General features: G+C 62.8%; 11 protein-coding genes and 1 riboswitch. Of the genes, 7 read left to right on the forward strand and 4 right to left on the reverse strand.

The features are described from left to right. Positions 1–6: 6 nt before the first annotated feature. Entirely contained in the window at positions 7–2,637 is a 2,631-nt protein-coding gene (locus tag ACTNFJ_RS04610; protein ID WP_435907631.1) for a cation-translocating P-type ATPase, read from the reverse strand. Between the two features lie 278 nt (positions 2,638–2,915). Continuing rightward, the gene (locus ACTNFJ_RS04615; protein ID WP_435907630.1) at positions 2,916–4,511 is read right to left on the reverse strand and encodes an isocitrate lyase; all 1,596 of its coding nucleotides are present in this window, start codon (positions 4,509–4,511) and stop codon (positions 2,916–2,918) included. Positions 4,512–4,750: 239 nt separating this feature from the next. Between ACTNFJ_RS04615 and ACTNFJ_RS04620 the strand changes: the two genes are divergently transcribed. Then, positions 4,751–5,467, forward strand: coding sequence for a hypothetical protein (locus tag ACTNFJ_RS04620; RefSeq protein ID WP_435907629.1), 717 nt, complete (start codon positions 4,751–4,753; stop codon positions 5,465–5,467). Positions 5,468–5,665: 198 nt separating this feature from the next. Next, a complete protein-coding gene (locus ACTNFJ_RS04625) occupies positions 5,666–6,169 on the forward strand; it encodes a DUF2165 family protein (RefSeq protein WP_435907628.1) in 504 nt (167 codons plus the stop codon). A 14-nt stretch (positions 6,170–6,183) separates the two neighbouring features. Here ACTNFJ_RS04625 and ACTNFJ_RS04630 read toward each other — a convergent pair whose 3' ends face one another. Further along, positions 6,184–7,590, reverse strand: coding sequence for an HNH endonuclease signature motif containing protein (locus ACTNFJ_RS04630; RefSeq protein WP_435907627.1), 1,407 nt, complete (start codon positions 7,588–7,590; stop codon positions 6,184–6,186). Between the two features lie 244 nt (positions 7,591–7,834). Beyond that, a riboswitch (SAM riboswitch) is annotated at positions 7,835–7,951 on the forward strand. Positions 7,952–7,979: 28 nt separating this feature from the next. Here ACTNFJ_RS04630 and ACTNFJ_RS04635 point away from each other — a divergent pair. The 5 genes from ACTNFJ_RS04635 to ACTNFJ_RS04655 all read left to right on the forward strand — a co-directional run bounded on the left by ACTNFJ_RS04635 (position 7,980) and on the right by ACTNFJ_RS04655 (position 10,999). After that, positions 7,980–8,564 (forward strand): hypothetical protein, encoded by a 585-nt coding sequence (locus tag ACTNFJ_RS04635; protein WP_435907626.1) that lies wholly within the window; start codon positions 7,980–7,982, stop codon positions 8,562–8,564. After that, complete coding sequence (locus tag ACTNFJ_RS04640; protein WP_435907625.1) at positions 8,561–8,761, forward strand: hypothetical protein; 201 nt, start codon at positions 8,561–8,563, stop codon at positions 8,759–8,761. The genes ACTNFJ_RS04635 and ACTNFJ_RS04640 overlap by 4 nt, the downstream gene beginning before the upstream one ends. A gap of 182 nt (positions 8,762–8,943) precedes the next feature. Further along, positions 8,944–9,582, forward strand: coding sequence for a hypothetical protein (locus ACTNFJ_RS04645; protein ID WP_435907624.1), 639 nt, complete (start codon positions 8,944–8,946; stop codon positions 9,580–9,582). A gap of 350 nt (positions 9,583–9,932) precedes the next feature. Further along, positions 9,933–10,502 carry a hypothetical protein gene (locus tag ACTNFJ_RS04650; protein WP_435907623.1) on the forward strand — a complete coding sequence of 190 codons (570 nt, stop codon included), beginning with the start codon at positions 9,933–9,935 and terminating at the stop codon, positions 10,500–10,502. 104 nt (positions 10,503–10,606) lie between these two features. Continuing rightward, a complete protein-coding gene (locus tag ACTNFJ_RS04655) occupies positions 10,607–10,999 on the forward strand; it encodes a nuclease-related domain-containing protein (RefSeq protein WP_435907622.1) in 393 nt (130 codons plus the stop codon). A gap of 15 nt (positions 11,000–11,014) precedes the next feature. Here ACTNFJ_RS04655 and ACTNFJ_RS04660 read toward each other — a convergent pair whose 3' ends face one another. After that, positions 11,015–12,262, reverse strand: coding sequence for an IS256 family transposase (locus ACTNFJ_RS04660; protein ID WP_444711774.1), 1,248 nt, complete (start codon positions 12,260–12,262; stop codon positions 11,015–11,017). Between the last annotated feature and the right edge of the window lie 29 nt (positions 12,263–12,291).

A 12,291-nucleotide genomic window follows, 5' to 3' on the forward strand; every position in this document is an offset into this window, starting at 1 on the left:
GGGGAACTACCTGTGCTGTCCAGTTCGTGCTGCGAGCCTTCGCGCGAACTTCTCGGCTTCGACGAGTACCAGCACGCTGCCGGCGATGAGTGCCGCGATCGCCCACTGATCGAGCGAGAGCGGGCTGAGCCCGAGGATGTTCGCCGCGGGCGGCCACGACATCACGGCCCACAGGAGGGCGATGGCGCCGAGCGATGTCCATAGCAGCAGTTTGTTGTGCAGAGGGTTCAGCAGGAAGACCGAGCGGAGCTCCGAGCGTGCGTTGCCCACCTGGAAGAAGTTGCTCAGCACGAAGGTGGTCATGGCGAATGTTCGCGCTTCATCGAGCGTGGCCCCAGCGTCGAGTGCCCAGGTGTACGCCAGCACAACAATGACCCCCATCCACGCCCCGGTCAGGAGCGTGCGCAGCCAGAGCACTCGAGAGAGCACCCCTTCCGTGCGGGGCCGTGGTTTGCGTGTCAGCTCGTCACCCTCCGCGGGTTCGAGTGCGAGCGCGATGTCTTGGATGCCGCTCGTAACGAGGTTGATCCACAGAATTTGAATCGGCAAGAACAGCAGCGGCTGTTCGAGCATGACGTTGATGGAGATCGCGAGCAGCCCGGCAACGGCGGTCGAAAGAAGGAAGAACGTCGCCTTGCGAATGGCAGAGAACGTGACGCGACCCTCGCGCACGGCTTCGACGATGGTGACGAAGTTGTCGTCGGTGAGGATCAGGTCAGACGATTCGCGTGCGACATCGGTGCCGCTTTTGCCCATCGCGATGCCAATGGACGCGGAACGCAGGGCCGGGGCATCGTTCACCCCGTCGCCAGTGACAGCGACCGTCTCGCCGCGCTCTTGCAGCACGCGCACGATGCGCAGCTTGTCGCGTGGCGACGTGCGCGCGGCGATGTTCGTTTCGTCGAGCCGGGCAGACAGTGTGGCGTCGTCGATCTCACGCATCTCTGCACCCGTGAGTGGGGGAGCCGACGATTCCAGGCCGAGCCGGCGGCCGATCGCGTTTGCGGTGACGGGGTGGTCGCCGGTCACCATCTTGACCGAGATGCCGGCGCTGCGGCAGTCGGCAATCGCGCCCTCGACCCCGGCACGGGGCGGATCGGTCATGCCCTGCAGGCCGAGAAACACGAGGCCGGTGGGGGGCTCGGTCATCGAGGGCTGCTCGTCGGGGCCAAGCTCCTGCGCCGCGGTGGCAAGCACGCGCAGACCGTCGGCCGCAAATGCCTCATTGGCCTGGTGGATCAGCGCCCGGTCGATCGGCTCGGATCCACTGGCCGTCGCGATCCGCTCGCACATGTGTGCCAACGCGTCCGGGGCTCCTTTTACATACCGCATGCGCCGCCCGTCGGCTCCCTTTCGCACCGTTTGCGAGAAGCTCAGTGCCGGCTCGTACGGCATGTGGGCGAGGTCGGGTGCCGCTCGTTCGTCCTCCGACACGGCGCCATACGCGAGGGCGACCGTCGCCATCGCGACGTCAACCGAGTCGCCGACAATTTCTCCGGCCGCGTTGGGCGCAGCCTCGTTAGTGAGTGCCCCCGCACGCAGCATGTCGCGAGTGAGTGGATCGGGCGGGCCACCTGCAGTGACCGCACCGTTTGCCGTCCAGAGGCGCTCGACGGTGAGGCGGTTCTCGGTGAGCGTGCCGGTCTTATCGGAGGCGATGACGGTGGTGGATCCGAGCGTTTCAACGGCGGGGAGCGTGCGCACGACGACCCCGCGACGGACCATGCGCGTGACCGCGACGCTCATAGCCACCGTGAGAATCACTGGAAGCGACTCGGGGATCGCCGACACGGCGATCGCAACACTCACTCGGAACATGTCGCTGAAGCTGTACCCGCTTGCGAGCCCGATCCCTGCCATCACCACGACGGCGAGCAAAATGGCGACGCCGATGCGCTTTTCGAGGCTGTCGGTCAGTATCTGCAGAGGCGTGCGTGGTGGGCGCGCGCTCACCATGCGGTTGATCTCGCCGATCTGCGTGTTGGCGCCGGTGGCGATGACGAGCCCCGTCGCACGACCGCGGGCCACGAGCGTGCCGCTGAGGGCCATGCAGAGCCAATCGCCGAGAGACGCGTTCTCGGTAACCGGATCGGTGTCTTTCGATACTGGAAGCGACTCGCCGGTCAGCATCGACTCGTCGACCTCGAACGCGTTGACATCAAGCAGGCGCAAATCGGCGGGAACCTTCTCCCCGCTTTCGAGCACCACGATGTCGCCGATCACCACTTCTTCAGCCGAGATCGTGCGCACGGAACCGTCTCGCAGCACCCGCGCATTGGTGATCGAGTGCGCGTGCAGGGCTCGTACCTCACGTTCGGCCTTGCGTTCTTGCCAGAAGCCGAGTGCGACGGCAATGAGCACCACGGCGATGATCGCACCCACGTCGAGCCAATGCTGTTGGATCGAGGTCACTACCCCCGCGATCAGGAGGATCGCGATCAGGGGGCTCATGAACTGGCCGGGCAGGATGCGCCACCATGGGCGCGCTGGCTGCGTGGGAATGGTGTTTCGGCCGAACCTTTTGAGCCTATCAGCGGCCTCGCCCTCACTCAGGCCTCCGGCATCGGCATTGGCGATCCGCAGCGCCTCTTCGGGCTCAATCGAGTGCCACTGCCGTTCGGTCTTGGTGTCTGCCATCAGAATGTGCAGTCCCCTCGCTATCGCGTGTCGCTACCCCCAGGCTAGCAAGGGGCTCGAAGCGCCTGGTGCGCCGTGAACGCGAGCCCACTTGCCCCAAATTGCTGTACCGGGTACCCATTTCCCACAATCTGGGGAAAGGCGGGATGGTGATCCACTCCAGCTCGACCTCTCAGACGCCAAAACGGGGCCCCGGCATGCGCCGAGACCCCGTTTCGAAGGACTGCAGATAACTAGAGAACTTCAGATGAGTTCAGACGAACTCATACGCAGCGAACTTAGTTGAACTGGTTCATTGTGTTGTCTTTGCCGCTGGCCTTGAGGGCCGCGTCGCCGGCGAAGTACTCCTTGTGGTTGTCGCCGATGTCGCTGCCAGCCATGTTCTGGTGCTTGACGGTGGCGATGCCCTGGCGGATCTCCTGGCGCTGCACGTCTCGCACGTAGGTGAGCATGCCCTCTTCGCCGAAGTAGCCCTTGGCGAGGTTGTCGGTAGACAGCGCAGCCGTGTGGTACGTCGGCAGGGTGATCAGGTGGTGGAAGATGCCAGCCCGTGCCGACCCTTCCTTCTGGAACGTGCGGATCTTCTCGTCGGCGAGCTGAGCAAGCTCGGTGCCGTCGTACTCGACGCTCATCAGGTTGTCACGGTTGTACGCGGACACATCCTTGCCCTGCTCCACGAGCAGGTCGTAGCTCTGCTGACGGAAGCTTAGGGTCCAGTTGAACGACGGGCTGTTGTTGTACACGAGCTTTGCGTTCGGGGCGACCTCGCGGATGCGATCCACCATGCTCGCGATCTGCTCGACGTGCGGCTTTTCGGTCTCGATCCACAGCAGGTCGGCACCGTTCTGCAGCGAGGTGATGCAGTCGAGCACGCAGCGATCTTCGCCGGTGCCAGCGCGGAACTGGTACAGGTTGCTCGGGAGGCGCTTCGGACGAAGCAGCTTGCCGTCGCGCTTGATTACGACGTCGCCATTACCAAGGTCGCTCTCGGAGATCTCCTCGACATCGAGGAACGAGTTGTACTGGTCGCCCAGGTCGCCGGGGGTGTGGGTGACGGCGAGCTTCTGGGTGAGGCCCGCTCCGAGCGAATCGGTGCGGGCAACGATCACGCCGTTGTCAATACCGAGCTCGAGGAACGCGTAGCGCACCGCGTTGATCTTCGCGATGAAGTCCTCGTGCGGCACGGTGACCTTGCCGTCTTGGTGACCGCACTGCTTCTCGTCAGACACCTGGTTCTCGATCTGGATCGCGCAGGCGCCAGCCTCGATCATCTTCTTCGCGAGCAGGTAGGTGGCTTCGGGGTTGCCGAAGCCGGCATCGATGTCGGCGATGATCGGCACGACGTGGGTCTCGTAGTTGTCGATCTGCGACTGGATGAACTCGATCGCGGTCTCGTCGCCAGCGAGGCGGGCACCGTCGAGCTGGGTGAAGAGGAGATCGAGCTCGCGGGCATCTGCCTGGCGCAGGAAGGTGTAGAGCTCTTCGATGAGCGCCGGGACCGAGGTCTTCTCGTGCATCGACTGATCGGGAAGGGGTCCAAACTCCGAGCGGAGTGCCGCAACCATCCACCCCGAGAGGTACAGGTAGCGCTTGTTGGTGCTCTTGAAGTGCTTCTTGATCGAGATCAGCTTCTGCTGGCCGATGAAGCCGTGCCAGACACCGAGCGACTGAGTGTAGACCGAGGTGTCGTTGTCGTACTCGGCCATGTCGCGGCGCATGATGTCGGCGGTGTACTGGGCGATCTCGAGGCCAGTCTTGAACCGGTTCTGTGCCCGCATGCGAGCGACGTTCTCGGGGTTGATCGCATCCCAGCTGGAGCCGGCCTGCTCTTTGAGTGCCGTCACGGCGTCGATGTCGTTTTGGTACGCAGTCATGATGAGTCCTTCGTGTGGTGTGGTCTAGCTCACAAGTACTGTGATCTTGATCGCTAGTTCCACTCTGGGGTACGAGGAAGGGATAGCACCCCTGATTGCGGGGGTGAATTAGTCGAGTATTTCTGCGCTTCAGAAAATACTGTGGATCGCGCAGCCTCCACCGGGCCACGCGCCCGGGGCCGGACAGTGCTACGGGCCGGGATAGAACAGCTGAACCTGCCCGGGCATATTATGAGGCCATGCGCTCTTCACTTCGTCTCACCCTTTCGGCTTCGGCGCTCCTGACTGCCGCTCTTCTTGCGTCCGGCTGCACCGCAGCGGCAGACAGCTCCGAACCAGCCCCGAGTGCTCCCGGTGTACCTGGCGGTGACCTCGAACTCGATGCGGCATGGCTCGATGAGGGACGCATGGTCGCGCTCGTGACGTGGGGATCGTCGTCGTGTGTTCCCGTCGCTGAAACGGTGACCGCAACCGGGCAGACCGTCAGCGTTACACTCGACGCGGGCGACCCCACTCGGGCCTGCACCGCGGATTACGCCGCGAGAGCCAGCGTCGTCGTGCTGCCTGAAGGAGTCGACCCTACACAGGACGTTGAGCTGATCATCACACTTGGTGAGGCGAGCGGTGATGCGGAGCTTGATGGGAACCCAGCACTCGCCGGCGTGCCCGGCCAGCCGACCGACTATGCGCCCTCCGCGGGCTGGTTCGACGACGGCTCACTGGTATTGCTGACTTGGGGCTCCTCCACCTGCCCACCGGTCGTCGAGTCGGTTGAGGTGACTGGCAGCGCCGGCACGGTGGGCTTTGCCGCTCAAGATGGCCCGTGCACCATGGACTTGGTTCCCCGCGCGACGGTCATCGGGCTCGGACCCCTCGAAGCGGGGGCCGAGGACGCGTTCGTGTTGACGCTCGTCGGTGGCGGGCTTGATGCCACGCTGAACGTCTACAACGCGTAACGCGCCCGGGTGACACGCCTGATGATGTCGAGTCAGACTCCGGCCGCCGCGCGGTGCGCCGCGCCGATACTGTCGGCACTGCAGTAGATAGCCCATCCACAAGCGGGCAGCAGCGGTCGGATAGCCCGAGCGCAGGCGACAACCACGGCCCGATTGCGTGGGTCCCACGAAGACTGAGACGAAAGGCGCGAAGAACCCATGCACCACCCCTTGCGATTGCTGCAGGCGTTGACTTTGGGCGCAGCGGGCCTCTTCGGTCTGTTCGTCGTTTTTGGCAACCTCAACGATCCCGACGCGAATTTTCAGTTCGTGCAGCACGTGCTGTCGATGGACACCACCTTCGCAGACAGCGGCATCAGGTGGCGGGCGATTGACTCGACCGCGATCCACATCGCTGCCTTCGTTGCGATCATCGCCGCAGAAGTCGTCTTCACGGCGCTTGCGCTCATCGGCGCGGTGCTGCTGCTGCGACATCGGCGGGCGGATCGACGCACCTACGACCGGGCGCGCGCCTGGGGGTTCGCCGCCTACGGGGTGGGGACTCTGATCTGGTTCGTTGGCTTCATTGTGGTGGGTTCGGAATGGTTTGCGATGTGGCAGTCTGAAACCTGGAACGGCAAGGAGACCGCGATGGGCCTCGCGACGCTGTGGGCGGTGTTCGCGGTGCTGCTGGCACAGAATGAGCCCGACCCTGGTGTGTGACCAGGTTTGCGTTTCTACCAGGGTGGCGGGGCTGGCGGGCTCGGTGCGGTGAATCGCACGAGGCTCGGGGGCCGTTCGACATGGGTGCGGCCGGCGGGAGAGATCCACCGGAGCACGCCGCCCGATTCTTGGTGCACACGCCAACCCGAATGGTGTTTCAGTGTGTGATGCGATCTGCAGAGGTGGGCGAGGTTGTCGGTTGCGGTCGGACCGCCGCGCGCGGCATCGATGGTGTGGTCGAGGTCGCACCTCGCGAGTGGCACGCGACACCCGGGAAACCGGCAGTGCGCGTCGCGGGCGCCGAGCATACGGCGCATCTCTTCTGAGGGCCGGTAGCGTTCAACGGTCAGTACCCTGCCGGTGGTTGGTTCTGCGGTAACCACCTCCCACGCCTGCGCGTGCCCGGCGAGTCGGCGCGCCGAGGCGCGGTCGATCGGGCCGTAACCGATGAGTTCTGGTGGGGCGGGCCGCGGAGCGCGCATTTTCCGGTGACCAACGCCGGCATCAGGCTCCGGCATTAGGCTGCACACGAGCGCGTCACACCCGCCGATGATCTGCACCTGTGCGCGCACTGCACCGAGTCCACTACCAGCCTCGTGCCCAGCAACTTGCCCGTCACCGGCGCGTGACAGTGCATCATGTAGTTCCGGAGTGCCGGTGAGGAGAAGATCGGTGAAAATGTCAGCCTGGATCTCGTCTCGCGTGCGGGCCTGATCCACCAGGGCAACCCGCTTCCCCATCTGCAGCAGCCGGTTCTTGATCGCGTATGCCTCAACGGCGGGCAAATGGGCGTACAGATCGGCCATGCCGTCTGCGGCTTCAGTGACGATCACACGGCGGCGGGTGCGTGCCTCCGCGTTGCGGGAGTCGAGGGAGCGTTCGGCGAACTGCTCGGCGCGCATTTGCGCACGCGGCCGCAGCTGCGCGTGAGTCGTTTGCAGGGCCTCAGGCAAGATGTTGCGCACATACTCGTCGCGGGTCGCCTGCGTGTCAGTGGATGGGTCGCAGCCGAGCACTGTTCCCGCATCAACGATGACGCGAGCGTGACGCTCGGAGATCGCCCCCTCTTCGAACGCTTCCCACACCCGCCAGTACTGCGTGGTGAGCGTGTGCGCGAACCCGATGTCGCGGCCGACCTGATGCTCGGTCAGCTTCAGGCTGGTCGCCACCTCGGCCCGCAGCGCACGAAACTCGAGATCCCCTCGATCACCAACCGGCAGCCACTCGTCGCTCGCCTGGGTGTCGGCTGCAATCGCCGCGATGTCGAGCAGCTCTGCGTAGAGCCGCAGACGTTCGGCGCCGAGCTTTCGTAATTCGCGCTCATTCGCCTCGATTTGAGAGAGCAACGCCTCACGATCAGCCACCACCGGGCGCGGCACGTCGGTGCCGGAATCGGTGCTGATCTCTGCGGTGCTGGTCATGTTTTAAGTGAACCATCGACCACTGACATTCATCGAAAACGAGTGGATCACGCCTCGTTCTGAGTTTGTCTCGCCGACGGTGGGGTGCAGTGTCGGCTGCGCGCTTTCGACCCCTTGCCGATCCATCCGCAAGGGCTGCACCATTGCTCCCGCCTGCCTCAGCCAGGCTCGGGGCTCGAAAACGCGCCGCCCCGTTGCTTCTCCTCTGGTTGCTGCCCGTCACCCCGTGCTAACCTCATTTCACGTTCACGAGCGGTAACCGTAGGTACCTGGCCGGTTACCCGACAACCCGAATCCATCGATTCCCGGGTGTCCCAGGGGAAGAACGGGCCCGCGAGATCTCGCGGTGCAAGAACGGTGGGGCGAGGCCCCGGGAAGGGGCAGATCTCATGCCCAATATCTCTACACACAGTGGATCGAGCACAGCGTGGTGGCACCAGCTCGGCCTGAGCGGAGGCTTCGACCTCGAGAGCCGGTCGGCGCGAAAGCTGCTGAAGTTGTATAGGCCCACGGTATTCGTCTCTAGGAGCGACGACGGCGAGGCCGAAAAGATCGGGTTCGACCAGCTGGTGGCCCTGATTGAGGAAGCCGAGCGCACCGAACGTACGCAACACGAAGCCGCGATTGTGGATCGCGCCGCTGCCGCACAGGCCGAGTTCGAGGCGGCGTTCACGCTGCCCGACGCTGACAAGCCGATCGTCGACGGACGCTGGGCTGGATTCTCGCGAGGCGAGGCGACCGCGTGGTGTCACAACCTGTTCCAGTACGAGCCGCATGGCTTCGTGCACCCGGGGTCCGAGGTGCGCGTGCGGGCGCTGGCAGCGCTGCGCGACGGCCAGTTGCCCGAGGTGTTCGGCTACCCAGAGCGCGCGCGTGAGCTGCGCGATTCGGGGCTCACTCCGCGCCTCTATCGCGAGTACCGTGAGGCGCTCGGTGCGCGCACCTTCGATCCGTCAGAGGTGCGGCACCGTTGAGCAGGCCGCGAGCCGATCATTCGAGTTCCTCAAACGGTCGGCTCGCAACTGCGCGGCAGCGCGCTCTCCCTCACTCGAAGTCGGGCAGTAGTGGTCGGGTCGCCCTTGCACCGGCGACGACTGCTGCCCGGTTGCGGGGCGATGCGCGACAGTGGATCGCCCGATCGCTGGCCGAGTCACTGTCGCTCGTGATGTAACCCAAGGGTGGGGCAGCGGAGCGGCGCGCTTTCGACCCCTCGCCGATCCATCCGCGGTTCTGTCGGGCCTGAATCGGCCCGGCAGAACCGCTCCCGCCAGACCCGGCCAGGCTCGGGCCCGAAGACGCGCCGCTTCTCTCGCTTTGTTGATGCTCCCCTGGAAGAGTGCGTCACCGCACCGGATGGCACTCTGGCATGCATATTATCGAAGTTGCCAAGATTTCTTGGATCGTCTCGGCCCAAAACAGTTTGAACTGAACTCCCGCAGTGTGACAACGCGATATTCTCAGCGAGTGCATTTAGGTTTTCTCTCCTCCATCGGTAACACGCCTGGCGGGGCGGATGAAGTTGCTCCCGCCACTTTCACTCTCGACACCGGAATAGTTGCGGCATTGGTCTCTGCTGCCGTTGCGATTTTCGTCACTTTTCTGGTCCCTGTATTTGAATCTCGGCGGCAGCGACGGGATGCAATCCACTCGAAGCTTGACGCAGCTGTCGGATTGTTGTTTGCAGTCCAGGCAGCCCGCCACTATGTGACCAAGATTCCGGGCGTGATGTATCAAGGTAGTGAGGAAGAGCGAGCGGATTTCTTGCGGCAGACAGTCGAGCGGGGCATCTCGCAGTTCATTGACTTGACTGATCAAGCAAGGTCCGCTCTTGCAGCGATCGCACCTTATGTTCCAGAGGCACGCTCGTGGGTCGCTTCCGGATGGGAGATTCGGGAGGACGAAGAACCGGCCATGCGCGGGGTCATTGAGCGCGCACGTTCCAATGCCGTGCGCAGCGAACGACTTTTCAGGAGCCGACAATATCCCAAATGACACCCCGAATTGGCGCAATCAACTCCGGAATCTCTTGTGAGTGAAGAATGGTCGAAATCCCATTTCTCACAGCCGCTGAAGGGCCATCGAATGACCGGTGAGAAGCATAGGGCGTGAGCTCAGACACGTCAGGAGCTGTGTTCTTTCGAGGATCACACGCTGGGACTTGATTTCAGCGGCAAGAATAAACCGGCTACCGTTATCGACGTGTCAAGCTGCTGATCAGATGGTCGTATCAGTCACTTCAGTAGAAGAACAGAATCACTGGGTTTCTCGCAGGCGCACTCGAGAATTGGGTGGCTTTCAACTCCATGGCCGTTGTGGCCGCAAGCATTGAAAATGAGTAGAAGATGATCGAGTTCCTGAAAAGCACTGAGGGGATTTGGGCAGTGGTGATTGCAGGGATCGCCCTGCTCTTCACCGGTTATCAGCTGATCCAGGCCAACAGGCTCCGGAAATACGAGTTTGCGGATATTTACGTACAACGGTACTGGGCGATCATGGATCAACTCACCGCAGAGCAAAAGCAGAAGCTCTATACGGGCGATCGCGCCCGCGAACTTATTCACGATGAGAAGGTTCGCAACATTCTCTGGAAGTACTTAGAGCTGTGTGAAGATCAGGCAGACCTGCGCGCAGTGAACATGATCAACACAGCAACTTGGAAGCAGTGGAGGGGTGGCGTTGAGATGGCGTCCAATCAGCCCCCGTATTCGGTGATCCTCGACGAATTCATGAAGAGTTTCCCTGCTGATGCTGCAGACAAGGACTTGCCCTTTGCGAGGCTTAGGAGTGCTCGTGTCGAACCGCAGCCATACGATCCTCGTGAAGCTTGGTGGATTCGACTCGTTGAAGGCCTAGTTAATGCATGCCGCTACCTCTGCGGGCTTCGTGCTGCGGGCTCACCTAAACAAAACTAGAGGGCTCGAAATAAGCGGCCACGCCAACGCATCAATACACCGTGAATGTCATAGGAAACCGATAACCTAAGAATCAATGTGGGACACGGGGAGGTGCGGCGAACGTGAGAGCTGATTCGCCGCTGTGGCGGGTGATGGGTGACTCCGCGCAAGCGCAGGAGGCAGAAGCACTTGAACGAGTGCGCACGTTGCTTCCCGACGACGGCATTTGTCGGGCATGGGTGAACGTAACCTTCACCGATAACGACGGTCGACTCAATGAGGTTGACGTCTTGCTGCTCACTAAGTCGGGCATGTTCGTTGTCGAGCTAAAGGGTTGGCACGGAGAGATCGCGGGTGACCAGCGCAACTGGCACCACGCTGGGCGTACGGAGCGGTCAAGTCCCGTGGAGTGGTGTAACCGTTTCGTGATCCTTCAAGGTTGTGGGGCTAGTTTTCGTTGTGGTCGCAGATGCTGGCGGGGAGATCGTTCGCGGCGACGTAGTGCCGCCCAGTAGTTCGGGCATCGGTGCTCATGCTGCGGCCTCGAGCTCGGGAAGAGCATGGTGCTCGATCGTTTCGGTGTCTACGAGCGTGAGGCGGCACCTCGCGAGGACGTCAAGACCGAGGTAACGGCGTCCCTCAGCCCATTCGTCGGACTGTTCTGCAAGGACCGCCCCGACGAGCCTGATGATCGCGTCGCGGTTTGGGAAGATCCCAACGACATCAGTGCGACGGCGAATCTCGCGGTTCAGGCGCTCGTTTGGGTTATTCGACCAGATCTGCTGCCACACATCTTTCGGGAACGTGGTGAACGCGAGGATGTCAGCCCGGGCAGCATCGAGGTGGTCGAACACCTCAGGGAGCTTGCCCTCGACGTAGTCCAGGAGCCGATCGAACTGCGCCTCAACACTTGTCCCATCAGGCTGGTCGTACACGGAATGCAGCATCGCTTTGACCGCTGGCCACATGCTCTTGGGGGTCACTGCCATCAGGTTCGCGGCGTAGTGTGTGCGGCACCTCTGCCACGACGTCCCGGGGAAGTTCGCCCGCATCGCTTCCACGAGGCCTGCGTGCGCGTCAGAGGTGATGAGTTTCACCCCGGTGAGGCCGCGAGCGACGAGGTCTGCGAAGAACGTGTTCCATGCCATCGTGGTCTCTGCGGTCGCCACTTGCATGCCCAGGACTTCCCGGTGCCCGTCAGCGTTCACCCCGGTCGCGACGAGCACAACAGTGTTGATCACGCGCCCGCCCTCACGAACTTTCATCGTGAGCGCGTCACACGCGACGAACGTGAAGGGCCCTGAGTCGCCCAGGGGTCTCGTGCGGAACTCGCGCACGTGCTCGTCCATATCGGCGGCCATCCGGGAAACCTGCGACTTCGACAGGGAATGGATGCCGAGGGTCTTCACGAGCTTGTCCATCCGTCTCGTCGAGACGCCGGCGAGGTAGGCGTCAGCGACGACGGTGATCATCGCTGCTTCTGAGCGTTTGCGGCGCTCGAGGAGCCACTCGGGGAAGTACGTGCCGGAGCGGAGCTTCGGGATCGCGACATCCACGGTTCCCACACGGGTATCGAGCTCGCGGGTGCGGTATCCGTTGCGAGAGTTGAGGCGCTCGGGAGAGGGTTTGCCGTACTCGGCACCGCAGACCGCGTCGGCCTCTGCAGAGAGGAGCGTGTTGATCATGGTTTGGAGCAGAGTACGCATCAGGTCAGGAGACGCGTCGCCCAGAGCGTTGGCGAGGACAGTGACAGGGTCGACAATAGAGGGAGTGGTCATCGGTGTGACACCTTTCGAGTGGGATGTGA

This window comes from Leucobacter shiyiweii (assembly GCF_052446065.1).
GTDB lineage: Bacteria > Actinomycetota > Actinomycetes > Actinomycetales > Microbacteriaceae > Leucobacter.

Excerpts from the sequence above, each read along its gene's own strand:
- ACTNFJ_RS04650 (WP_435907623.1), top strand. The coding sequence starts at position 9,933 with ATGATCGAGTTCCTGAAAAGCACTGAGGGGATTTGGGCAGTGGTGATT.
- ACTNFJ_RS04610 (WP_435907631.1), bottom strand. The coding sequence starts at position 2,637 with ATGGCAGACACCAAGACCGAACGGCAGTGGCACTCGATTGAGCCCGAA.
- ACTNFJ_RS04620 (WP_435907629.1), top strand. The coding sequence starts at position 4,751 with ATGCGCTCTTCACTTCGTCTCACCCTTTCGGCTTCGGCGCTCCTGACT.
- ACTNFJ_RS04660 (WP_444711774.1), bottom strand. The coding sequence starts at position 12,262 with ATGACCACTCCCTCTATTGTCGACCCTGTCACTGTCCTCGCCAACGCT.
- ACTNFJ_RS04645 (WP_435907624.1), top strand. The coding sequence starts at position 8,944 with ATGGCACTCTGGCATGCATATTATCGAAGTTGCCAAGATTTCTTGGAT.
- ACTNFJ_RS04615 (WP_435907630.1), bottom strand. The coding sequence starts at position 4,511 with ATGACTGCGTACCAAAACGACATCGACGCCGTGACGGCACTCAAAGAG.
- ACTNFJ_RS04635 (WP_435907626.1), top strand. The coding sequence starts at position 7,980 with ATGCCCAATATCTCTACACACAGTGGATCGAGCACAGCGTGGTGGCAC.
- ACTNFJ_RS04630 (WP_435907627.1), bottom strand. The coding sequence starts at position 7,590 with ATGACCAGCACCGCAGAGATCAGCACCGATTCCGGCACCGACGTGCCG.
- ACTNFJ_RS04625 (WP_435907628.1), top strand. The coding sequence starts at position 5,666 with ATGCACCACCCCTTGCGATTGCTGCAGGCGTTGACTTTGGGCGCAGCG.